This is a genomic window from Hydrogenophaga taeniospiralis CCUG 15921, assembly GCF_001592305.1.
GTDB classification, from domain to species: domain Bacteria; phylum Pseudomonadota; class Gammaproteobacteria; order Burkholderiales; family Burkholderiaceae_C; genus Hydrogenophaga; species Hydrogenophaga taeniospiralis.
In genome coordinates, this window is the sequence record NZ_BCWR01000006.1 from 1 (window position 1) to 20,819 (window position 20,819).

Here is a 20,819-nt window from a genome sequence, read left to right on the forward strand (position 1 = left end):
TTCCTAGAAAGAACAAACCCGTGTCACGGTTTTAGGTCTGCACCCCACTGCTGATTCGCCCCGCACGGGGACAGGGCGGCGTGAGATCGCAGACCGGCTGAAATTACTTGGAGCGTGCCGCGACGATGGCTTCGGCCACGTTGCGCGGTGCTTCGGAGTAGTGCTTGAACTCCATCGTGTAGGTGGCACGGCCTTGGGTGGCAGAACGCAGCGAGGTCGAATAGCCGAACATTTCGGACAGGGGCACTTCAGCCTTGATGGCCTTGCCGCCACCGACCATGTCTTCCATGCCCTGCACCATGCCACGGCGGCTGGAGAGGTCGCCCATCACGGTACCGGCGTAGTCTTCCGGTGTTTCCACTTCCACGGCCATCATGGGTTCCAGAATGACCGGCTGGGCCTTGCGGCAGCCTTCCTTGAAGCCAAAGATCGCGGCCATCTTGAATGCCAGTTCGTTCGAGTCCACGTCGTGGTACGAACCGAAGTGCAGCGTGACCTTGACGTCCACCACCGGGTAGCCGGCCAGCACGCCCTGACCCAGGGCTTCGATCACGCCCTTTTCCACCGCGGGGATGTACTCGCGCGGCACCACGCCGCCCTTGATGGCGTCGACGAACTCAAAACCCTTGCCGGCTTCTTGCGGCTCGATCTTGAGCACGACGTGGCCGTACTGGCCTTTACCACCGGACTGGCGCACGAACTTGCCTTCGGCTTCGTCAACGGTGCCGCGAATCGTTTCGCGGTAAGCCACCTGCGGCTTGCCGACGTTGGCTTCCACACCAAACTCCCGCTTCATGCGGTCGACGATGATTTCCAGGTGCAGCTCGCCCATGCCGGCGATGATGGTCTGACCCGATTCTTCGTCGGTGCGCACGCGGAACGACGGATCTTCGGCGGCCAGGCGGCTAAGGGCGATGCCCATCTTTTCCTGGTCGGTCTTGGTCTTGGGCTCGACCGCCTGGGCGATCACCGGCTCGGGGAACACCATGCGCTCCAGCGTGATGATGGCCGACGGGTCGCACAGGGTTTCACCCGTGGTCACATCCTTCAGGCCCACGCAGGCAGCGATGTCGCCGGCACGGATCTCTTCCACTTCCTGGCGGTTGTTGGCGTGCATCTGCACGATACGGCCGATGCGCTCTTTCTTGCCCTTGACCGCGTTGTACACGGTGTCGCCCTTCTTGAGCACGCCGGAGTACACACGCACGAAGGTCAGCTGACCCACGAACGGATCGGTCATCAGCTTGAACGCCAGCGCAGACAGCTTCTCTTCGTCGTCCGCCTTGCGGGAGGTCGGCACTTCGTCTTCGTCGGTACCGGTCACCGGAGGAATGTCCACCGGCGAGGGCAGCAACTCGACCACGGCGTCCAGCATGCGCTGCACACCCTTGTTCTTGAAGGCGGTGCCGCACAGCATGGGCTGGATTTCACAAGCCAGGGTACGCGCGCGCAGGCCAGCGGTGATTTCCGCCTCGGTGAGCTCACCCTCTTCGAGGTACTTGTTCATCAGCTCTTCGGTGGCTTCGGCAGCGGCTTCCACCATCTTTTCGCGCCATTCCTTGGCCTGCTCCAGCAGGTTGGCCGGAATTTCCTCGAAAGTGAACTTCATGCCCTGGGAAGCCTCGTCCCAGATGATCGCCTTCATCTTGCGCAGATCGACCACGCCGGTGAAGTGCTCTTCAGCGCCGATCGGGATCACGATAGGCACCGGAGTTGCTTTCAGGCGCAGCTTCATCTGGTCAACGACCTTGAAGAAGTTGGCACCGGTGCGGTCCATCTTGTTCACGAAGGCCAGACGCGGCACCTTGTACTTGTTGGCCTGACGCCAGACGGTTTCCGACTGGGGCTGCACGCCACCCACGGCGCAGTACACCATGCAGGCGCCGTCGAGCACGCGCATGGAACGCTCCACCTCGATGGTGAAGTCCACGTGGCCGGGGGTGTCGATGATGTTGAAACGGTGCTCCGGGAAGGAGTTGTCCATGCCTTTCCAGAAGCAGGTGGTGGCAGCAGACGTGATCGTGATGCCACGCTCCTGCTCCTGCTCCATCCAGTCCATGGTGGCTGCACCGTCGTGCACTTCACCGATCTTGTGGTTCACACCCGTGTAGAACAGGATGCGCTCGGTGGTGGTGGTCTTGCCAGCGTCGATGTGCGCCGAGATACCGATATTGCGGTAACGCTCAAGGGGCGTATTGCGTGCCATGAAAATTCTCCAAAATTAAGTACCAGAGCCCGCTGCCCTCATGAGGCCAGCGGGCTCGCTTCTGACAAGGATGGCGGACCCGAATGGAGCCCGCGAGCTTCAGAAGCGGAAGTGGCTGAAAGCCTTGTTGGCTTCGGCCATGCGGTGCACTTCGTCACGCTTTTTCATGGCGCCTCCGCGGCCTTCGGTGGCCTCGATCAGCTCGTTCGCCAGGCGCATGGCCATGGACTTCTCACTGCGCTTGCGCGCAGCTTCCTTGATCCAGCGCATCGACAGCGCCAGACGACGCACCGGGCGCACTTCAACAGGCACCTGATAGTTCGCGCCGCCCACACGGCGGGACTTGACCTCCACCATGGGCTTGACGTTGTTGATGGCGATGGAGAAGGCTTCGACCGGGTCTTTGCCGGTCTTTTTCTCGATCTGCTCCAGGGCACCGTAGATGATGCGCTCGGCGACAGCTTTCTTGCCGCCTTCCATGATCACGTTCATGAACTTGGAGAGCTCGACGTTGCCGAACTTGGGATCCGGCAGGATTTCACGTTTAGGGACTTCGCGACGACGTGGCATTTTTTCACCTCATATTTGTTCAGTTGGCACCTTTTCAGGCACCGCGAGAGCCATCCTGAACTCTCACTTACTCGACCCGCACGGACGATTCCGTGTTGTGGGCCTTGGCGCTCGATCCACCGGCCAGGCAGAAGCGGCACCGGAATTTCCAAAGAGTCAGGCCTTCTTGGGACGCTTGGCGCCGTACTTGGAGCGCGACTGCTTGCGGTCTTTCACGCCCTGCAGGTCCAGCGAGCCACGCACGATGTGGTAACGCACACCAGGCAAGTCCTTGACACGACCACCGCGAACCAGCACGACGCTGTGTTCCTGGAGGTTGTGGCCTTCACCGCCGATGTAGGAGATGACCTCAAAACCGTTGGTCAGGCGCACCTTGGCGACTTTACGCAGAGCGGAGTTGGGCTTCTTGGGGGTCGTGGTGTACACACGGGTGCACACACCGCGACGCTGCGGAGAGTTTTCCATGGCCGGGCTCTTGGATTTGGTCTTTTCGACCTCCCGGCCGTGGCGCACGAGTTGATTGATGGTTGGCATGAAACGTCCCTAAACGTTTAAAGAAAAGCGAAAACGAAAACCTCTCGGAAAATTCCGAAAAGCCCTCTACTGTAGCACGGGCCTGGTTTTCTGACAAACCAACGCATGGATTCGACCGCCCTCATAGGGCAAGGCCGCCAAATGCCCCCTCAGCACTTCGGCGGACCTCACTGGATCCAGAGGCGCAAGGCATCCCAGGCGCGGCCAAAAACACCGCTTTCGTCCACCGTTTCGAGCACCGTCAACGGCACCTCGGCCACGGGCGCGCCGTTGGCCAGGGTCACGCGCAGCGTGCCCACGGGCTGCCCGCGCGTCAAGGGCGCCACCAAAGGCTCGGGCCGAACGATATCGGTCTTCAGCTTGGCCCCCTCCCCGGTCGGCACGGAAACCACCACGCCCTCGGGTCGCCCCAGCTTCACCTGGGCGGCCGTACCCTTCCAGACGCGCGGCGTGGCCAACGCCCCACCCACCGGGGACAGGCGCACGGCTTCGTACGCCGTGTATCCCCAATTGAGCAGCTTTTGACTCTCCGCCGCCCGCGCGTTTTCACTGGTCGCCCCCAGCACCACGCTGAGCAGGCGACGCTGCCCTTGCGCACCCTCACCCAGACCGGGAACCTGGCGCCGAGCAGTGGCCACCAGGCAATAGCCCGCGGCATTGGTATGCCCCGTCTTCAACCCATCAACACTGGGATCGCGAAACAGCAACAGATTGCGGTTGGTGTCGTTGGAGGCCGGCGTGCCTGGGTAACGGTAGCGCTGGATCGCGTAGTACGGCACATACTCCGGAAAATCCCGAATGAGGCGGGTGGCCAGGGTGGCCAGATCCCGGGCGGTGGTGGTGTGGCCGGCCACGGTCAACCCCTCGGGGTTCTTGTAGCTGCTGGCCTTCATGCCCAGGGCCTTGGCCTGATCGTTCATCATCTGGACGAACCGCTCTTCGGTCCCCCCGACGCCCTCAGCCAGCGCCATGGTCGCATCGTTACCCGACTGCACGATCATGCCCTTGACCAGGTCTTCAACCGGCACTTGCATCTTGGGGTCGATGAACATGCGCGATCCCGGCATTTTCCAGGCCCGCTCGCTCACCGGCAGGGTTTGCTTCAGACTGATCTTGCCCGACTTGAGGGCATCAAACACCAAGTAGGCGGTCATCAGCTTGGTCAGCGAAGCGGGCTCCACCGGCTTGTCGGCATCCCGGGCCGCCAACACCTGCCCGGAGGTCACATCCAGCAACAGGTATGCCTGCGCGGCAACCTCGGGTGGTTGGGGCATCTGGGCCGCCGCCGACATGGCCACCGTGGCGGCCAACACAGAAACTACACGGGAAAACAATCGACGCAACAAATCCGGTCCTTGAGAAAAAGTAGAAAGAACACCCGCCGCCAGTTCAGGCACGCAGGTGACGCAAGACCAGCTCCCGGAGCAAGGGCAACTGGCCATGAAAGAAATGCCCTCCACCGGGCACTACCAGCACCGGCAACGATTGGGGTCGCGCCCAATCCATCGCGGCCGACAGCGGCACGGTATCGTCGCGCTCGCCATGGATGACCAAGGTGCGCAGATGGAGTTCCGCAGGAACGCTCGCCACCTCGAACCGGCTGGCGGCAGTGCCCACCAGAACCACCCGTTGAATGTCGCGCCGTGGGTGCAGCGCTGCCACCGCGTGACTGGTGACAAAGGCGCCAAATGAGAAGCCGGCCAGACACAGCGGCCCCTGCGGTGCCTGGGCTTCCACAATGGACAGCAGATCGGCCAACTCGCCCCGACCCTCGTCGTAGGCGCCTTCGCTGCGCCCCACACCCCGGAAGTTGAAACGCACGGCGGTCCAGCCCCCGAGCACCCAAGCGCGGGCCAGGGTCTGCACGACCTTGTTGGTGAGCGTTCCACCGTGCAAGGGGTGAGGATGTGCCAGCACCGCCACCCCCAGAGAGGTCCCCTCGGGCCGGTCAATCGCCACTTCCAGCAAACCAGCGGGGCCGGTCTGTAGCAAGTATTCGGTCTGCGCATTCATATGCAGGCTCCATGGACCAGGCGTGCGACCGGCCCCAGGGCAGGACACACCGGTGCGGGCACCATGGCTAGCGCCCCACGTCGGGGGGCGTCAGAAGGCGCTGCACCACCACGCCATCACGCAGATGGGACTGCACGATCTCGTCGATGTCGCTCTCGTCGACATAGCTGTACCAGACGGCTTCCGGGTACACCACCGCGATCGGCCCTCCCGCACAGCGGTCCAGGCAACCGGCCTTGTTCACCCGGACTTTGCCGACCCCCAGCAGGCCGAGGCTTTTCGCCTGGGACTTGCAACGGTCAAACGCCGCCTGGGCCTTGTGCTGGGCACAGCAGGCCTCCCCGCCATCGCGCTGGTTGAGGCAGAAGAAGATGTGCCGCTCGTAATAAGACTTGTTTTCAGGCATCGGTGGATTTTAGTGGGGGTGGGGTGATGGGGTCGGCCGGGCCACGGCCATCACCCCATGGATCAACGCAGCAAACGGCCAGAGCCAGCCCAGCCACTGGGACAGGCCATGAAAGCGGATGAACCGGCCCTGCTCCCAGACTTCCAGCGACTGGGCGAAGTACGGACTGGCCGGCGCGCGGTTCAACAGGCTCAGCGACACCGCCAGACTCAGCAACATGCCCACGTTGCAGACCCGCCTGGGCAGGGGCAACAGCGCGAGCCCGACCAACAACGCCAAGCCCATGCCCAATACCGCTTGAGGACTGACCCATGACCAGACGTGCTCCGGACCGTAAGTGAGTGCTGACGATACACCGGCCGCCGCCGTCGCGCACAACAACAACATCACCATGAAACCTGCCCGACGGGGGACGGATCGCATGTCGGCGTATCCCATCAACAAAGGAGCCAACAGGCTCAGGACCACGCACAGCGTCTCCGCCAGCGGCCCCAGGGGAACCGATGCCTCCCCCCGCAGCGGCAGCCATTCCAGAAAGGGCGTGTCCTCCAGCAGGGCGGTCAGACCCGCCTCCAGCCGATCCCACACCTGCCCAAGACCGAAGGGCACTGACACCGGATAAAGCAGCGCAAAAGGCCACAGGGCCAGCAACACCAGCCCCCCGCGGGCGCTGGGCTCGAACCAGTCGGCGCGAAACCGGGCCCAGCGCCTCACCCCCCCCAGCCGCTCCAGCACCCAGGCCGTGCTCGCTCCCAGCACGGCGCCAGCCGCGTTCAGCGCGAAGTCCACATTGGACGGAATCCGCATGGGCAGGTAGTTCTGCAGCGTTTCCACCACCAAGGACAACAGGACGGGCAGGCCGACCGCCAAGGGCCAGGACCAGTGCCCCCAGCCGGAGCGCAGCATCGCCAGCGCCAGCAGGAATCCCAGCGGCGCATAACCGAGCAGGTTGGCGACCACATCGAACCCGGTCCAATACTGCGGCAAGGGCGCCTGGAGGAACGCCATGGGCAGGACGCCCTGCACCCGCCAACCCGAAAACGGATAGAGGCTGGCGTAGACCACCAGCGCGCCAAACAGCAACGCCAGTGGCCAGGCGGAAGAAGACGGTTTCACAGCGGAATCAAGTCCGCAAAACGGACGTCAAAAGGGTTTGACCACGACCAGCAGGACCACGAGCACCAACATGATGACCGGCGCCTCGTTGAACCAGCGGAACCAGCGATGGTCGCGCCGATTGGTTCCCCGCACGAACTGGCGCAGCAAGACCCCACAGGCGTGGTGATAGCCCAGGATCAACACCACCACCGCCAGCTTGGCATGCAGCCATCCGTTGCCCGCGCCGCGCCCGATGCCGTAGCCCAGCCAGAGCCACAGCCCCAGCCCCAGGGCAGGGACCGCCAGCATGGTGGTGAAACGCATCAGTTTGCGCGCCATGAGCAACAGGCGCTCGCGTTCCGCCACGCTCTCGGGCGGCATCATGGCGAGATTCACGAAGATGCGGGGAAGGTAGAACAGGCCGGCAAACCAGCTGGTCACAAAAACGATGTGAAAGGATTTGACCCAAAGCATGAGGTCAGTGTAGCCCCCGCACTGAGCCCATCGAAAAAGCCGCGGGCAAAAAAGAACCCGGCCGTGGGCCGGGTTGGGAAGCCTTTTTGCTGTCACACACTAAGGCACCCGCTCAGGGAGGAAAAGCGGGAGGCTCACCTTTCGGCTCGCCCAGCTAGATGTTACACCAAAAAAACATTTCCTCCAAAAAACACCCTGTCAATTTTGACAATTTCGCGGCCTGCACAGGCCACAGAGTGTGACATTTACATCATTTTTGCAAGTTCGAACATGACGGCGGTACCCAGCGCCTCGCGAATATTGCCGCGCCCAACCTTGGCCATGGAAAACTCGCCGAACCCGGACATGTCGAACGAGCTGTCGTCGGGAGAGATTTCAACAAACGGGAACTCGAACACTTCGCGCAGCAGGTCGCGGCGGAAGCTCTCGAACGCGTCGTTCTTGATTTCAGAGTCAACCACGATCAGGTTGGGCATGCGCGCCTTGATCGCATCGCGGGCCTGCTCGAAGTCCACCACGCTGTCGGAAACGATGCCGATCTCCCGCAGGGCGTCGCGCACGTCGGCACGGATCTGCAGGCTGGGCGAAATGGTCAGCACGTAGGTGCCCGAGAGCGACTTGAACATGGAGGAGTGATCGTCGGACAGGTCGACAGCCGAAATGCCATCGATCGCCTGCACGGTGCGGTTGAACAGCGCCGTGAAGTTGACCCCTTCGTCGGTCATCTCCCGCGAAATCTCGATCCCGCCTGCGCCCAGCGCAATCTGCCGGATCAACATCCAGCTCAGGTTGTCGGACGAAGTGACGCTGGAGGGCGGCACGCCATCGTTGGACACCCGCATCTGCAACCGGGCGTGCTGGGGCCAGGCGTTGAGGTCCATGCGCACGTCCACCCGGTTGCCGAACGGCATTCCCCAGTCCAGCACAGCGTTCACGAAGGTGTGCGCCACCGTGGGGTCGATCAGCACCTCGACCGGCTTGAGCTTGCGTCGAAGGGCAATGCCCAGGATGGCCAGCTCTTTCTTGCGCTCCTGCAACACGCCCTCGACCAGCACCGACATGTCCACCTTTTCATGGGACTGGCGGATGCGTCCGCCATGGAACCGGTTGATCTGCTGGGCGCTCACCCCCGCCAGCTTGATGCGCTCGGCCGGAACGCTCAGCGCGCGGTGTTCCAGCTTGTTGATGCGGCCGTTGGCCAGCAGGTTGTCGATGTGCTGCTGCAGCGTGCTCACGCCTTCGGTGATCTGATCGGCCAGGCCCGTGACCAATTCGGGCCAGTGGGCCTCCAGCGACCAGGCATCGGCGTCGCCAGCACCTCCCGCCTTGCCGGCGGCCGTGGGGTTGGGAGAGCTTTTCTTGGTTTGCAACATGGTGAGGACTCGTGAATTAGGTGCAGGATCCCCAACCTGAGCGCACCGGGAGCACAGACGCCGGTTTCACCGCATGGTCAAAAGCGGCCCGGAAGGCCATTTGACGGTAGGGGGCGACATGAAAGTACCACCGCCTCCCCGAGCGCGATACGGGGACAACTGCAGTATTTTCTTCTTACTGTGGAGTTCAACACAATCCCCCATATTTTTCAATCTCATTGCTCTTCTTACCAACTGATACATGCGGGATCGGCCCCGCTTGCCCGGTGTCGCCCTTGAAAACACCAAGCGTCCAGCCCGGCGCGGCTTTGCCACAATAGCCCCCATGCATCTACCCACCCCCTACCCCCTCGCCCGCCCGCGTCGCCTGCGCCGCGATCCTTTCACCCGGGATCTGGTGCGCGAACACCACCTCACCGCGTCGGACCTGATCTACCCGGTGTTTGTGCTTGATGGGCACCACCGGCGCGAAGCGGTGGGCTCCATGCCGGGCGTGGAGCGCCTGAGCCTGGACCTGCTGCTGCCGGTGGCGGAAGACTGTGTGAAGCTGGGCATCCCGGTGATGGCGCTGTTCCCGGTGATCGACCAGTCGCTCAAGACATCCGACGGCCAGGAAGCACTGAACCCCGACGGCCTGGTGCCACGCGTGGTACGTGAACTCAAGAAGCAATTCCCCCAGCTGGGTGTGATGACCGACGTGGCGCTCGACCCGTTCACCAGCCACGGGCAGGACGGCGTACTGGACGAGCACAACTACATCCTGAACGACCCCACGGTCGAGATCCTGGTGCAGCAGGCCCTCACCCAGGCCGAAGCGGGTGTGGACATGGTCGCGCCCAGCGACATGATGGACGGCCGCATCGGCGCCATCCGCCGCGCCCTGGAGGCCAAGGGCCTGGTGCACACGCGCATCATGGCCTACAGCGCCAAGTACGCCAGCGCCTTCTACGGCCCGTTCCGCGATGCCGTGGGCTCGGCGGCCAACCTGGGCAAGGCCGACAAGAAGGTCTACCAGATGGACCCGGGCAACAGCGACGAAGCGCTGCGTGAAGTGGCGCTGGACATCGCCGAGGGCGCCGACATGGTGATGGTCAAACCCGGCATGCCGTACCTGGACATCGTGCGCCGCGTGAAAGACGAGTTCCATGTGCCGACCTTCGCCTACCAGGTCAGCGGTGAATACGCCATGCTCAAGGCCGCCGCACAGAACGGCTGGCTGGACCACGACGCGGTGATGATGGAAAGCCTGCTGGCCTTCAAGCGCGCGGGCGCCGACGGCGTGCTGACCTACTTCGCTCGCGACGCGGCCCGTCTGCTGCGCGCCTGAGCCTGCTCCCACCGCCCGGAACCCGTCACCCCCCATGCGCATCTTCCACATCCAGCCCGGCGGGGTCCGTGAAAGCGATCAGCTGCCGGGGCCACTGGAGGGCCCGGGATACGTCTGGATCGCGTGCGGACGGCGGGAATTCGAGATCGGGCAGGCGGAGATCCAGGCCACGCTGCAGGCGCTGTGTGGCATGAAGCTGGTGGACCTGCACCTGTCGGACCTGCTGAACAACCAGCTGCCCTCCCACTACGACTACACCTCGCAGTACGACATCCTGGTGTTCCGGCGCCTGGCCGCCGGCCACAGCGAAACCGATCTGTCCCGGCCCGGCGCCGTGCTCACCGAGCCGATCAAGCGCAGCGGCCCGCCGGTGCTGCGGCGCATCGACACCAGCCCGGTCGGGTTCGCCGTGTTTGACCGGGTGCTGCTCACGGTGCACCCGGCCGGCTGCACCGTGCTCGAACAGTACGCCACGCGGCTGCTGTCGGCCGCCACCGTCACCGCCCGCGCTGCTGGTGTGCACCTGCCCCCCCACCCGGCCGATCTGATGCTGCGCATCGTCAACCAGATGGTGGACGGCTATCTGGAGCTGCGCCGCGAACTCACGCGCCAGCTCGACCACTGGCAGGCCGAGCTGTTGCACCCCAAGGGGCGTTTCAACAACTGGGGCTCGCTGCTCGACGCGCGCAATTCCCTGCACCACCTCGACGAAATCTGCGAAGACCAGCGCTCGGCGATCCAGGACTGGATCGAATCGCTGGCCACCTGGGACGCGAACGAGCACAGCGGCGGACAGGCCGGGCTCGAAATGCTCATGGTGCGCAGCCGCGACGTGCTCGAGCACATCGAACGGGTGGTGCACCACGTGCGCCGGCTGGAACAGAACGCGGAAACCGCGGTGCAGATGCACTTCTCGGTCCAGAGCAACCGCACCAACGACATCATGCGCACGCTCACGGTGCTGACCGCGATCTTCCTGCCGCTGAACCTGATCGCGGGTATCTTCGGCATGAACTTCGAGTTCATCCCGCTGCTGCACCGGGAGTCGGGCTTCTGGTGGGCCATGGGCACCATGGCGTTGACGGCGGTGCTGCTGGGTGTGCTGTTCTGGCGCAAGCGTTACCTGGCACGCACGGCGAGATAGGCTCAAACAAACGGCGGACTCAGACCTTCGTTGGCCAGGGCGCGCTGAACCGCTGGCCGCTCCAGCACGCGCTGCAGGTAGGGCCCCAGATGGGGCCGGTCGCGTGCCGGTGTGCTGGCGAAATTCCGCGTCCATCGGCACAGGGTGAACACATACGGGTCCAGCGCGGTGTACGAGGTCCCCATGAACCAGGGCCCGGCGTGGCGCGCCAGCTCGGTGTCGAGCTGGTCCAGCAGGATGCGGATGCGGGCCTCGGCATGGATCTTGACCTGGGCCACGCCCGAGGCATTGCCGGCGTTGACCCAGCGGTCCGGATGGAAATACACCATCAGCGTGCTCTGCAGCGTGTTGGTCAGCCACATCAGCCACTTGTAGAAATGGGCGCGCTCGGCCGTGCCCAGCCCGGGCACCAGACCGGCCTCGGGGTGGGTGTCGCACAGATGCAGGCAGATGGCGGCGGTCTCGTAGAGCACCAGATCACCATCGGTCAGCACCGGGATCAGGCCATTGGGGTTGAGCCGGAGGTAGGCGGTCGTCTTCTGCGCGTCCTGCGTGCGGTCCACCAGCACCCGCTCGTAAGGCAGGCCCAGTTCTTCGAGCAGGATGTGCGGCACCATGCTGGCGGTGCTGGGGTAGTGGTACAGCTGGATCATGGTCAGTTCTTCGGGGTGGATGCACCCAACAGATTGGCGGCATTGTCCCAGGCGATGCGGCGCGTCACATCCACGGCGTACATGGCGTCAGGCGAGGTGCTGGGCCAGGAAGGCGAGCGTGCGCTCTCGCGCGAGCTTCGCAGCCGGGGCGTTCCAGGCGCCGCGGTGGTCGCAGTTGAAGCCGTGGTTCGCGGCATAGACGTGCACCGCCACACCGGGCTGGAGCTTTTCGAAGGCGTGCACGCTGTCCAGCGGAATCCAGTGGTCCTGTTCGCCGAAGTGGGCCATCACCGGCACCCGGGGCTGGCGCGCCACCTCGGCCTCGGTGGTCATGCCGCCGCCGTAGTAAGGCACGGCGGCCGACAGGCCTTTGAGCGCGCTGGCCGCACGCCATGTCAACAGGCCGCCCCAGCAGTAGCCCACGATGCCGACCTTGCCCGCCTGCGCCGCGTGGTCAATGGCGGCCTGGATGTCGGACATCACGCCCGGCGCCGGCAGCGCTTCCACCGCGGCCTTGAGCGCCATGCCGGCCTGCATGTCGGCTTCGGCGTAGCCCATTTCCACACCAGCCTTCACGCGGTGGAAGGTCGAGGGCGCGACAACGAAATAACCGTCGGCCGCGTAGCCATCGGCCACGGCGCGGATGTGCGCGTTGACGCCGAAGATTTCCTGCAACACGACAAGGCCGCCTCTGGGCTGGCCCGCGGGTTGCGCCACGTAGGCGGGAAAGGTGAAGCCGTCGGCGGCAGTGAGGTTGGTGAATTGCCCCATGCAATGCTCCTGTGTCGAAGTTAAAAAAGGTGGTCAGGCGAGTAGCCGGCGTTCGACGAAATCGAGCCGGTCCTGGCCCCAGAAAACTTCGCCGTCGATGACGTAGCTTGGCGCACCGAACACCCCGGCGTCAATCGCCTGCGTGGTGTGAGCCGTGTACAAGGCCTTCACGCCGTCCTGCTGCGACTGCGCCAGGCGCTGCGGGTCCAGCCCACATTCGTCCAGCAGTTCGGCCAGCACGACGGCGTCGGCGATGTCGCGCTCCTGCGCCCACACCGCCCGGCCCACCGCGCCGGTCAGCCGCATCGCGGCGGCCTCACCGTCCTGCCCGGCCACCACCGTGATGAGCCAGCCCGCGGGATCGCCCGCCACCGGGAAGCAACGTGGCTGCGGGTTGAGCGGAATGCCCAGCGCCTCGCTGAAGCGGCGCAGTTCCACCAGGCGGTAGGCCTGGCGCTGGGGCGCCCGCTGCGGCAGCGGCAGACCGCCCGAGGCGGGGAACACCTGGCCGAAGTCCACCGGCAGCACGCGCACCTGGGTGTCGGTGCGCTGCAGCAGCTCGGCAAAGCGCTCGTGACCGAGGTACATCCAGGGGCTCTGGGGAGCGAAGTAGTAGTCGACGGTGCGACGCATGGAGGTCTCCTGACGCTGTTGTAATGGCGGACTGGGGAGCCGGTGTTGTAAGCGATGCCGGCGGCTTTTGCAGGAGACAGGTTATGGGACAGGACGACAACGCAAGGTATCCGAAGGTGTTGCTGGTGACGGGTGGTAGCCGAGGCATCGGTGCGGCCACCGCCCTGCTCGCCGCGCGCCAGGGCTGGGCCGTGGCGGTGAACTACACCGCCAACTCGCTCGCGGCCGACGAGGTGGTGCGCGCGATCCGCGCGGGCGGCGGCACGGCGATCACGGTGCAGGCCGATGTGGCCGACGAGGCGCAGGTGCTCAAGATGTTCGAGAAGGTGGACGCCAAGCTCGGACGGCTCACCGGGCTGGTGAACAACGCGGGCGTGGTGGACGTGACCGCGCGGGTGGATCAGATGAGCGCTGCGCGCTGGAAGCGCATGTTCGACATCAACGTGTTCGGCAGCTTCCTCTGCGCGCGCGAGGCGGTGCGCCGCATGAGCACGCGGCACGGCGGCGAGGGCGGGTCGATCGTGAACGTGTCCAGTGCCGCGTCGCGCCTGGGTTCGCCGGGGCAGTACGTGGACTACGCGGCGGCCAAGGGCGCGGTCGACACCTTCACCATCGGCCTGGCCAAGGAGGTGGCGGCCGAAGGCGTGCGCGTCAACGCGGTGCGACCGGGCCTGATCGAGACACAGATCCACGCCTCGGGCGGACTGCCCAACCGCGTCAACGAGCTCAAACACCAGGTGCCCATGCAGCGCGGCGGCACGGCCGAGGAAGTGGCGCAAGCCATCGTCTGGCTGCTGTCGGACGCGGCGAGCTACACCACCATGAGCCTGCTCGACGTGTCTGGCGGCCGCTAGCCACAACCGCTGCGCACGAATGCCCCCTGAAATCCGCTGATGCGGTGTGGGCGCCCCGTTCCTGCCCCACAATGCCGCCCATGGATTTCAAGCCCCTCATCACCCTGCTCGCCATCGTCAACCCGCTGGCGATCGTGCCCTTTTTCATCCACTACACGCAAGGCTTCAGCGGCCAGCAGCGCCGGCGCACCATCCTGATCTCGTCGATCAGCGCTTTCGCGGTCATCGCCACCTGCGCCATCATCGGCCTGCAGATCCTGGAGTTTTTCAGCATCTCGCTGGCGAGCTTCCAGGTGGGCGGCGGCATGCTGCTGCTGACCTCGGCGCTGTCGATGCTGAACGCGCAACCGGCCGAAGCCAAGACCACCCAGGGCGAGGTGGACGACGCCTCGGCGCGCGCCTCCATCGCCGTGGTGCCGCTCACCATCCCGCTGCTCACCGGCCCAGCCACCATGTCCACCGTGGTGATCTACGCCGACCAGGCCAAGACCTTCTTCCAGCACGCCGCGCTGGTGGGCTACGGCGTGGTGGTGGCGCTGGCCACCGCCGTGTGTTTCTCGCTCGCCAAGCCGATCGCGCGCCTGATGGGCCAGACCGGCATCAACGTCATGACCCGGCTGATGGGCCTGATCCTGGCCGCGCTGTCGGTGGAGGTGATGGCCGCTGGCCTGACCAAGCTGTTCCCAGCCCTGGGCGGTTGAAGGTCGAACCCGAGCTCGGGCTGCGCCGGCACACCGCGCTCGACGCGCGGCAGGCGCCCGTCGACCGCCACACCTTGGCCGCCACCGTGGACGGCGCGTTCGCCTGCCTCGAAGCCGTGCACACGACCTGGACCGGCTACCGCTTCAACCTGGCACAGAACACCGCCGACAACTCGTCCGCCGGCCAAGTCGTCGTCGGACCGCGCCTGCCCGTGACCGACCTGATGGCGCTCGATGCCGTAGTGGTGCGCCTGCACGACGGCAGCCGCACGTTGGGCCACGCCCTGGACGCGGTGGCGCGGCTGGCGCGGGAGCTGGCTGCCACGAACAGCGCGCCCACGTCAAGTTACTGCTGCGCCAACGCCAGGTCGGTCGAGAGGATGCCGGCAGCCTTGCAGGCGGCGCGCACGGTGGCGATCCTGTCTAGGATCACCTTCTGACCTCGGCTGACCGGATGGCTGCACAAAACCCTTCCCCAAATAACTGTATGAATGTACAGTTTTGTGGTGCCATCTTGCACTCCAAACCCACTCAAGGACCCCACCATGCTGGACCACATGACTTTTCGCGTGACGGACATTGCCAAGGCCAAGGCCTTCTACAGCGCAGCCCTGGCGCCGCTGGGCTACAGCGTCTGCTTTGAAGGAAACTACGGCTCGAACATCCTCGGTCTGGCCTACCCGGACGCCGCCGAGCCCGACGGCAAGAAGGCCGACGTCTGGTTCATCGACGGGCCTTCGCCGTACGGCGGGCCCCCGGCCACATCGGGCTGCCATCTGGCGTGGCGCGCATCCAGCCGCGCGCAGGTGGACGCCTTCTACAAGGCGGCGATGGCCGCCGGCGGCAAGGACAACGGCGCGCCCGGCCTGCGCCCGGACTACCACCCCAACTACTACGGCGCCTTCGTGATCGACCCTGAGGGCAACAACGTCGAAGCCGTCTGCCACCTGCCCGAGTGAGCGGCCAGAAAAAATCTTCAGTCGCCCGACTTTTTCTTCAGAAACCGGGTTTTCGGAGATTTTTTCTTCAGATTTGGCGCCCTGCCGTCGCTCAGTACCCGCCCGAAGGCGACGCCGGCGCCTTGGAAGCACCCGCACTGAACCGCTGCACCAAGCCACTTGCCGCCTTCACCAGCAGCGTGGTGTCCAGCCCCACCGCCACGAACAGCGCGCCCGCGTCGAGGTACTGCTGCGCCAGCGCCGGGTCGGTGGCGAGGATGCCGGCGGCCTTGCCGGCAGCTCGCACGGTGGCGATGCCGTCGAGGATCACCTTCTGCACATCGGGGTGGCCGGGCTGGCCGCGGTGGCCCATGCTGGCCGAGAGATCGGCTGGACCGAAGAACACGCCGTCCACGCCCTCGGTTTCGGCGATGGCCTGGAGGTTCTTGATCGCTTCCACCGTCTCGGCCTGCACCAGCAAACACATCTGGCCGTTGGCCTGGTTCAGGTAGTCGTCGACCTGGTTCCAGCGCGAGGCGCGCGCGAGCGCTGCACCCATGCCGCGGATGCCTTCGGGGGCGTAGCGCATGGCCTTGACCATCAGCGCCGCCTGCTCGGCCGTGTCCACCATGGGAATCAGCAGCGTCTGCGCGCCCACGTCGAGGTACTGCTTGACCAGGGCCACGTTCGCCTCGACGGCGCGCACCACCGGGTGGGTGGCGCTGTAGGGCGCGACGGCGCGCAGCTGGTCGAGCACGGTGCGCGGATCGTTCGGCGCGTGTTCGCCGTCGAGCAGCAGCCAGTCGAAGCCGCAGCCGGCCAGGGCCTCGGCCACATCGGGCGAGGCGAAGCCGACCCAGCAGCCGATCTGGGGCTGGCCGGCTTTCAGTGCGTCGCGGAAGGTGTTCTGGGGGATCTTCATGGGTTGTTCGGGTAAAGGTTTTTCATCTGCCCCATGAGCCGGGTGAGGCCCATGAGCGCGTCCATGTTCGGCGTGGCTTCGCCCAGGTGCTGGCCGATCTCGCGCACCGCGCCCACCAGGGCGTCGAGCTCGATGGGGCGGCCGGCCTCCACGTCCTGCAGCATCGAGGTCTTGAACGAGCCCATCTTGCGCGTGACGGCGTGGCGGTCTTCGGGCTGCTGGTCGATGGGGATGCCGATGCGCGCGCCGATGGCCTGCGCCTCGCGCATGACGGCGCTGCAGAAGCCGCGCACGAGCTCGTCGTCGAGGATGCGGTCGCAGGGCGCGCCGGTGATGGCCGAGACCGGGTTCATGGTCATGTTGCCCCAGAGCTTGAACCAGATGTCGCGCTGGATGCGTTCGGTCACCGTGACGCCGAAGCCGGCCGCGCCCAGCAGCTCGGCCACGGCCTGCACGCGCGGGGTCACGCCGCCGGCCGGCTCGCCAATGATGAGCTGGTTGTTCTTGATGCGTTCGATGCGCGCGAGCTGCGGCGCGGCGGCGCTGGCGTGCACCACACAGCCGATGACCTGTGATGTGGGAATCTGCGCGGCCGTCACGCCGCCCGGGTCCACGGTCTGCAGTTGCAGGCCCGCGGCTTCACCGGGCAGACCGTCGAAGAACCACCAGGGCACGCCGTTCATGGCCACCAGCACCACCGTGTGCGGTCCCATGAGCGCGCGCACGGCAGGCGCGACCACGGGCATGGCCGGGCCCTTGACCGAGACGATCACCAGGTCCTGCACACCGAGGCTGGCCGGGTCGTCGCTGGCGTTGACCGCGACGCGGTGTTCGGCGCCCTCGGCGTCGACCCAGGTCAGGCCCTGCTGGCGCAGGGTGCGCAGCGTGTCGCCGCGCGCCACGGCGGAGAGCTGGATCTGGCCGGCCGGCAGGCGCGAACCCAGCCAGCCCGCGAACAGGCCGCCGATGGCGCCGACGCCGACGATGGTGATCTTCTGGAACACAGAGGTTTGATTCATGCGCGGTACCCTGGGTCGATGCGGTCGATCAGGCGCTGCATGGCGGCGAAGGAGTCTTCACCGGCGCCGTATTTCGGATTGAAGTTCAGCGAGTCTCGCACGCAGCTTTCCAGCACCGGCACCGGGATCTGGCGCATCGTTCCCAGCGCCGCCGAGGCCACCTGGACCTCGCAGGCGCGCTGCAGCAGCCACAGTAGGTTGAAGGCTTGAGGCAACGTGTGGCCGATGACGACAGGGCCGTGGTTGCGCAGCAGCAGCACGCGCTTGCCACCAGCCGAGGCGAGGATGCGCGCGCCCTCTTCGCGGTGCACGGTGATGCCTTCGAAGTCGTGGTACGCCACCTGGCCGTGCAGCTGCGCGGCGTAGAAGTTGGTGTAGCTCAGGCCTTCTTCGCTGCAGCACACGGCCATGGTCGGCGTGGTGTGCACGTGCATCACGCAGTGCGCGTCGGGCAGCGTGGCGTGGATCGCGCCGTGGAAGGTGAAGCCGGCCGGGTTGATCGGCCAGTCGTCGTTGCCGATGATGTTCCCGTCCACATCGACCTTGACCAGGTTGGACGCGGTGACCTCGGTGTAGTGCAGGCCGAAGGGGTTGATGAGGAAGTGGTCGTCCGGCCCCGGCACGCGCAGCGAGATGTGGTTGTAGATGAGCTCGGCCCAGCCCAGGTGGGCAAAGATGCGGTAGCAGGCGGCGAGCTGCACGCGCGCCTGCCATTCGGCGTCGCTGAAGCGTGCGGGTCTGAGGAAGGCGTCGGCCATGGGGGGCTCCTTCTATATATATATGTGTGTGCGGTCAGACGAAGCGGAAGCGCAGGCAACCGAGGGGGCCGTAGTCCGCCTCGAACAGGTCGCCCGCCCTGGCCGCGACGGGCCGCGTGAAGCTGCCGGCCAGCACGATCTCGCCGGCCTGCAGCGTCTCGCCCCAGGGCGCGAGCTTGTTGGCCAGCCAGGCGATGCCGATGGCCGGGTCGCCCTGCACGCCGGCCGCCAGGCCGGTCTCTTCGACCGCGCCGTTCTGCCGCAGGATGGCGCCGCACCAGGGGCGGTTAGTACTGCGCGGGTCGGCGCGGAAAGCGGGATCGCCCTCGCCGATCACGATGCCGGCGTTGGCCGCGTTGTCGCTGATGGTGTCGTAGACCTTGCGCATCACCTTGGTGTGGCGGTCGAACTGCTCGATGCGCGCGTCGATGATCTCGATGGCGGGCGTGATGTAGTCGGTGGCGGCGAGCACGTCGTCGACCGTCACGTTCGGCCCGGCCAGCGGCGCCTTGAGCACGAAGGCCAGCTCGACCTCGACGCGCGGGGCGATGAAGTTCTCGACTGGAATCTCCAGCACCTCGCCAGCCTGGGCGACGTAGAGCATGTCGTCGAGCAGGGTGCCGTAGTCGGGCTCGTCGATCTGGCTGCTGATCTGCATGGCGCGGCTGGTCAGGCCGATCTTGTGGCCGATGACTTTTTTACCGGCAGCTTTCTCCAGCTCGACCCAGGCGCGGCCGATGCGGTAGCCGTCTTCGACGGTCATGCCGGGGTGGCGCTTGGAGAAGTGCTCGACCTGGGTGCGGGTCTGCTGGGACTGCTGCAGCTCGGCGGCAAGCTGCTGAACGAGGGCGTCGTCGAACATGGTTTATGGCTTATTGAAGAGCGGGTGCAGCGAACTGTTCTTGGCGTCGAAGACCTCGTGGCCTTCGTCCACCTGCACGGTGATGCCGATGGGACGGCGAGCGAGCTGCTCGGCGAAACGCTCCTTGACACAGGCGTTCAGCGCCTCGCCCACGCGCTGGTGCACGACGGCGCTGCGGCCCTTGGCCATGCGCACGTTCATGTAGACGAAGGCGTAGTCGCCGCCCAGGCCGGCCGCGATGCCGGCCGCTCCGCCGTCGGACACGGCGCTGTGCGCGGCCGGGTAGGCCAGCACGCGCGTGCCGCCGGTGGGAAAGACCTGCCGGTCCTGCTCGTCGCGCACCGCGAGCATGGCATCGCACAGGGCGCGGCACAGGCCGCCCATGTCGACGCCGCCCTCGGCCGCGGGCTTGTCGAGGTTGGGGGTGTAGAGGATGACGAGGTGGGGCATGGGGTGGCCTTGATTCAGAGGCGCGAACTCACAAGGCTGAAGCCATCGGCGGCCGAAGCCTGCTCCTTGGGAATGGCTTTGCCGGTGACGGGGGTGACGGGAAACACGGCGTTGATCTGGCCGGTGCCCGAGGCGCCGAAGTACGGCGTGATGACCTCGGCCTTGCCGTCGTATTCGCTCCAGCCCAGCACACCCAGCATCATGGCCGTGTCGTGCATGAAGCCTTCGCCGTGGCCCTTGGCCGCGTACTCGGGCAGCATGCCGCAGAAGTCGGCCCACTCGCCGTTTTCCCACATCTGCACCACGCGGTGGTCCAGGGTTTCAAGGAAGGGGCTCCAGACCTTGAAGGCGAATTCGGGCGCGAGGCCGTTCTGCGCGAAGCGGTGACTGAGCGAACCGCTGGCGAGGAAGGCGACGGTGCCGTCGTAGTGGTCTTCCACCGCACGGCGCATGGCCCAGCCCAGGCGCGCGCTGTCGTTGAGGTAGTGCACCGTGCACAGCGCTGAGACGGAGATGGCCTTGAAGTGCTGGTCGGCGTTCATGTAGCGCATGGGCACGAGGGTGCCGTACTCGGGGCCGAGCGTGGTGGCATGGTGGGCCAGGGTCTCGACGCCGTGCTCGTTGGCCACCTTGGCCAGCAGTTGCCCGAGCTCGGGGTTGCCGGGGATGGAGAACGGCAGGTTGCTGATGAAATGCGGCAGCTCGTTGCTGGTGTAGGTGCCCTCAAAATGCGGCGCGCAGTTGAGGTGGTAGCTGGCGTTGACGAGCCAGTGGGTGTCGAAGACGACGATGGTGTCCACCCCGGCTTCGCGGCAGCGGCGTGCGATTTCGATGTGGCCGTCGATGGCGTCCTGCCGGGTGCCTTTGCGCGGGCCGTCAAGCTCGCTGAGGTACATGGAGGGGACGTGGGTGATCTTGCCGACGAGTGCTACTTTGCCCATGGGGTTTGTCTCCTGTCAGTGCTTAGGATGTGTTTCGTTCGCCCCGTGGGCTGGCCACGCCGGGCGCCCACCTACGCTCATGTCCCCCGGTCTGCGCTGCGCGCAGCCCTCCTCCTTTACTTCGCTGCGGTGGACACCCATCGCCGCCTTCTCGCTACGCATCGGTTCGCCC

At 65.5% G+C, this 20,819-nt stretch carries 24 protein-coding genes; 6 read left to right on the plus strand and 18 right to left on the minus strand.

Annotation, left to right across the window (positions count from 1 at the left end; genetic code table 11):
- Positions 1–103 precede the first annotated feature (103 nt).
- The 9 genes from fusA to HTA01S_RS09050 all read right to left on the minus strand — a co-directional run bounded on the left by fusA (position 104) and on the right by HTA01S_RS09050 (position 8,674).
- A complete protein-coding gene (gene fusA / locus HTA01S_RS09010) occupies positions 104–2,206 on the minus strand; it encodes an elongation factor G (RefSeq protein WP_068169690.1) in 2,103 nt (700 codons plus the stop codon).
- 99 nt (positions 2,207–2,305) lie between these two features.
- Complete coding sequence (rpsG, locus tag HTA01S_RS09015; protein ID WP_068169697.1) at positions 2,306–2,776, minus strand: 30S ribosomal protein S7; 471 nt, start codon at positions 2,774–2,776, stop codon at positions 2,306–2,308.
- Positions 2,777–2,932: 156 nt separating this feature from the next.
- The gene (gene rpsL, locus HTA01S_RS09020; protein ID WP_068169701.1) at positions 2,933–3,310 is read right to left on the minus strand and encodes a 30S ribosomal protein S12; all 378 of its coding nucleotides are present in this window, start codon (positions 3,308–3,310) and stop codon (positions 2,933–2,935) included.
- Between the two features lie 167 nt (positions 3,311–3,477).
- On the minus strand, positions 3,478–4,602 hold the full coding sequence (locus HTA01S_RS09025) for a D-alanyl-D-alanine carboxypeptidase family protein (protein WP_157572058.1): 1,125 nt from the start codon (positions 4,600–4,602) through the stop codon (positions 3,478–3,480).
- A gap of 97 nt (positions 4,603–4,699) precedes the next feature.
- The gene (locus HTA01S_RS09030; RefSeq protein ID WP_068169703.1) at positions 4,700–5,323 is read right to left on the minus strand and encodes an alpha/beta hydrolase; all 624 of its coding nucleotides are present in this window, start codon (positions 5,321–5,323) and stop codon (positions 4,700–4,702) included.
- Positions 5,324–5,390: 67 nt separating this feature from the next.
- Positions 5,391–5,729, minus strand: a complete 339-nt coding sequence (locus HTA01S_RS09035) for a (2Fe-2S) ferredoxin domain-containing protein (RefSeq protein ID WP_068169708.1) — start codon at positions 5,727–5,729, stop codon at positions 5,391–5,393.
- Between the two features lie 9 nt (positions 5,730–5,738).
- A complete protein-coding gene (locus tag HTA01S_RS09040) occupies positions 5,739–6,845 on the minus strand; it encodes a VanZ family protein (RefSeq protein ID WP_068169711.1) in 1,107 nt (368 codons plus the stop codon).
- Positions 6,846–6,872: 27 nt separating this feature from the next.
- Positions 6,873–7,301: a CopD family protein gene (locus HTA01S_RS09045; protein ID WP_068169714.1), complete on the minus strand. Its 429-nt coding sequence runs from the start codon at positions 7,299–7,301 to the stop codon at positions 6,873–6,875.
- Positions 7,302–7,546: 245 nt separating this feature from the next.
- Positions 7,547–8,674: a hypothetical protein gene (locus HTA01S_RS09050; RefSeq protein WP_068169717.1), complete on the minus strand. Its 1,128-nt coding sequence runs from the start codon at positions 8,672–8,674 to the stop codon at positions 7,547–7,549.
- A gap of 325 nt (positions 8,675–8,999) precedes the next feature.
- Here HTA01S_RS09050 and hemB point away from each other — a divergent pair, with 325 nt between their 5' ends.
- Together hemB and HTA01S_RS09060 are read left to right on the plus strand one after the other, a co-directional pair.
- Positions 9,000–10,001 (plus strand): porphobilinogen synthase, encoded by a 1,002-nt coding sequence (gene hemB / locus HTA01S_RS09055; RefSeq protein ID WP_068169720.1) that lies wholly within the window; start codon positions 9,000–9,002, stop codon positions 9,999–10,001.
- Positions 10,002–10,035: 34 nt separating this feature from the next.
- Positions 10,036–11,145, plus strand: a complete 1,110-nt coding sequence (locus HTA01S_RS09060; RefSeq protein ID WP_068169723.1) for a magnesium transporter CorA family protein — start codon at positions 10,036–10,038, stop codon at positions 11,143–11,145.
- 2 nt (positions 11,146–11,147) lie between these two features.
- On the opposite strand, the gene HTA01S_RS09065 is transcribed toward HTA01S_RS09060, so the two are convergent.
- The 3 genes from HTA01S_RS09065 to HTA01S_RS09075 form a co-directional block, all read right to left on the minus strand.
- Entirely contained in the window at positions 11,148–11,798 is a 651-nt protein-coding gene (locus HTA01S_RS09065) for a glutathione S-transferase family protein (RefSeq protein ID WP_068169726.1), read from the minus strand.
- 87 nt (positions 11,799–11,885) lie between these two features.
- The gene (locus tag HTA01S_RS09070) at positions 11,886–12,569 is read right to left on the minus strand and encodes a dienelactone hydrolase family protein (RefSeq protein ID WP_068169729.1); all 684 of its coding nucleotides are present in this window, start codon (positions 12,567–12,569) and stop codon (positions 11,886–11,888) included.
- Positions 12,570–12,602: 33 nt separating this feature from the next.
- Positions 12,603–13,202 (minus strand): 2-hydroxychromene-2-carboxylate isomerase, encoded by a 600-nt coding sequence (locus tag HTA01S_RS09075; protein ID WP_068169732.1) that lies wholly within the window; start codon positions 13,200–13,202, stop codon positions 12,603–12,605.
- Between the two features lie 83 nt (positions 13,203–13,285).
- Here HTA01S_RS09075 and HTA01S_RS09080 point away from each other — a divergent pair, with 83 nt between their 5' ends.
- The 4 genes from HTA01S_RS09080 to HTA01S_RS09095 all read left to right on the plus strand — a co-directional run bounded on the left by HTA01S_RS09080 (position 13,286) and on the right by HTA01S_RS09095 (position 15,716).
- On the plus strand, positions 13,286–14,056 hold the full coding sequence (locus HTA01S_RS09080) for an SDR family oxidoreductase (RefSeq protein WP_068169735.1): 771 nt from the start codon (positions 13,286–13,288) through the stop codon (positions 14,054–14,056).
- A gap of 80 nt (positions 14,057–14,136) precedes the next feature.
- A complete protein-coding gene (locus HTA01S_RS09085; RefSeq protein ID WP_068170721.1) occupies positions 14,137–14,757 on the plus strand; it encodes a MarC family protein in 621 nt (206 codons plus the stop codon).
- Positions 14,754–15,197 (plus strand): hypothetical protein, encoded by a 444-nt coding sequence (locus HTA01S_RS09090; protein ID WP_245638044.1) that lies wholly within the window; start codon positions 14,754–14,756, stop codon positions 15,195–15,197. Before HTA01S_RS09085 ends, HTA01S_RS09090 begins: the two co-directional genes overlap by 4 nt.
- 105 nt (positions 15,198–15,302) lie before the next feature.
- Positions 15,303–15,716, plus strand: coding sequence for a VOC family protein (locus HTA01S_RS09095; protein ID WP_068169738.1), 414 nt, complete (start codon positions 15,303–15,305; stop codon positions 15,714–15,716).
- Between the two features lie 91 nt (positions 15,717–15,807).
- Here HTA01S_RS09095 and hpaI read toward each other — a convergent pair whose 3' ends face one another.
- Genes hpaI through hpaD form a run of 6 tightly spaced genes read right to left on the minus strand, consistent with a single transcriptional unit; the run spans position 15,808 to position 20,647 of the window.
- Entirely contained in the window at positions 15,808–16,617 is an 810-nt protein-coding gene (hpaI, locus tag HTA01S_RS09100; RefSeq protein ID WP_068169741.1) for a 4-hydroxy-2-oxoheptanedioate aldolase, read from the minus strand.
- Positions 16,614–17,636, minus strand: a complete 1,023-nt coding sequence (locus tag HTA01S_RS09105) for a 2-dehydropantoate 2-reductase (protein WP_068169743.1) — start codon at positions 17,634–17,636, stop codon at positions 16,614–16,616. Before HTA01S_RS09105 ends, hpaI begins: the two co-directional genes overlap by 4 nt.
- Positions 17,633–18,394, minus strand: coding sequence for a class II aldolase/adducin family protein (locus HTA01S_RS09110; RefSeq protein WP_068169745.1), 762 nt, complete (start codon positions 18,392–18,394; stop codon positions 17,633–17,635). The genes HTA01S_RS09105 and HTA01S_RS09110 overlap by 4 nt, the downstream gene beginning before the upstream one ends.
- Before the next feature lie 34 nt (positions 18,395–18,428).
- Positions 18,429–19,256, minus strand: coding sequence for a 2-oxo-hept-4-ene-1,7-dioate hydratase (hpaH, locus tag HTA01S_RS09115; RefSeq protein WP_068169747.1), 828 nt, complete (start codon positions 19,254–19,256; stop codon positions 18,429–18,431).
- A 3-nt stretch (positions 19,257–19,259) separates the two neighbouring features.
- The gene (locus HTA01S_RS09120) at positions 19,260–19,706 is read right to left on the minus strand and encodes a 5-carboxymethyl-2-hydroxymuconate Delta-isomerase (RefSeq protein ID WP_068169750.1); all 447 of its coding nucleotides are present in this window, start codon (positions 19,704–19,706) and stop codon (positions 19,260–19,262) included.
- A 14-nt stretch (positions 19,707–19,720) separates the two neighbouring features.
- On the minus strand, positions 19,721–20,647 hold the full coding sequence (gene hpaD, locus HTA01S_RS09125) for a 3,4-dihydroxyphenylacetate 2,3-dioxygenase (RefSeq protein WP_068169752.1): 927 nt from the start codon (positions 20,645–20,647) through the stop codon (positions 19,721–19,723).
- Positions 20,648–20,819 lie beyond the last annotated feature (172 nt).

Bases quoted from the DNA above. Each gene is read 5' to 3' on its own strand.
- fusA (WP_068169690.1), bottom strand. From the start codon at position 2,206: ATGGCACGCAATACGCCCCTTGAGCGTTACCGCAATATCGGTATCTCG.
- rpsG (WP_068169697.1), bottom strand. From the start codon at position 2,776: ATGCCACGTCGTCGCGAAGTCCCTAAACGTGAAATCCTGCCGGATCCC.
- rpsL (WP_068169701.1), bottom strand. From the start codon at position 3,310: ATGCCAACCATCAATCAACTCGTGCGCCACGGCCGGGAGGTCGAAAAG.
- HTA01S_RS09025 (WP_157572058.1), bottom strand. From the start codon at position 4,602: ATGTCGGCGGCGGCCCAGATGCCCCAACCACCCGAGGTTGCCGCGCAG.
- HTA01S_RS09030 (WP_068169703.1), bottom strand. From the start codon at position 5,323: ATGAATGCGCAGACCGAATACTTGCTACAGACCGGCCCCGCTGGTTTG.
- HTA01S_RS09035 (WP_068169708.1), bottom strand. From the start codon at position 5,729: ATGCCTGAAAACAAGTCTTATTACGAGCGGCACATCTTCTTCTGCCTC.
- HTA01S_RS09045 (WP_068169714.1), bottom strand. From the start codon at position 7,301: ATGCTTTGGGTCAAATCCTTTCACATCGTTTTTGTGACCAGCTGGTTT.
- HTA01S_RS09050 (WP_068169717.1), bottom strand. From the start codon at position 8,674: ATGTTGCAAACCAAGAAAAGCTCTCCCAACCCCACGGCCGCCGGCAAG.
- hemB (WP_068169720.1), top strand. From the start codon at position 9,000: ATGCATCTACCCACCCCCTACCCCCTCGCCCGCCCGCGTCGCCTGCGC.
- HTA01S_RS09060 (WP_068169723.1), top strand. From the start codon at position 10,036: ATGCGCATCTTCCACATCCAGCCCGGCGGGGTCCGTGAAAGCGATCAG.
- HTA01S_RS09065 (WP_068169726.1), bottom strand. From the start codon at position 11,798: ATGATCCAGCTGTACCACTACCCCAGCACCGCCAGCATGGTGCCGCAC.
- HTA01S_RS09070 (WP_068169729.1), bottom strand. From the start codon at position 12,569: ATGGGGCAATTCACCAACCTCACTGCCGCCGACGGCTTCACCTTTCCC.
- HTA01S_RS09075 (WP_068169732.1), bottom strand. From the start codon at position 13,202: ATGCGTCGCACCGTCGACTACTACTTCGCTCCCCAGAGCCCCTGGATG.
- HTA01S_RS09080 (WP_068169735.1), top strand. From the start codon at position 13,286: ATGGGACAGGACGACAACGCAAGGTATCCGAAGGTGTTGCTGGTGACG.
- HTA01S_RS09085 (WP_068170721.1), top strand. From the start codon at position 14,137: ATGGATTTCAAGCCCCTCATCACCCTGCTCGCCATCGTCAACCCGCTG.
- HTA01S_RS09095 (WP_068169738.1), top strand. From the start codon at position 15,303: ATGCTGGACCACATGACTTTTCGCGTGACGGACATTGCCAAGGCCAAG.
- hpaI (WP_068169741.1), bottom strand. From the start codon at position 16,617: ATGAAGATCCCCCAGAACACCTTCCGCGACGCACTGAAAGCCGGCCAG.
- HTA01S_RS09105 (WP_068169743.1), bottom strand. From the start codon at position 17,636: ATGAATCAAACCTCTGTGTTCCAGAAGATCACCATCGTCGGCGTCGGC.
- HTA01S_RS09110 (WP_068169745.1), bottom strand. From the start codon at position 18,394: ATGGCCGACGCCTTCCTCAGACCCGCACGCTTCAGCGACGCCGAATGG.
- hpaH (WP_068169747.1), bottom strand. From the start codon at position 19,256: ATGTTCGACGACGCCCTCGTTCAGCAGCTTGCCGCCGAGCTGCAGCAG.
- HTA01S_RS09120 (WP_068169750.1), bottom strand. From the start codon at position 19,706: ATGCCCCACCTCGTCATCCTCTACACCCCCAACCTCGACAAGCCCGCG.
- hpaD (WP_068169752.1), bottom strand. From the start codon at position 20,647: ATGGGCAAAGTAGCACTCGTCGGCAAGATCACCCACGTCCCCTCCATG.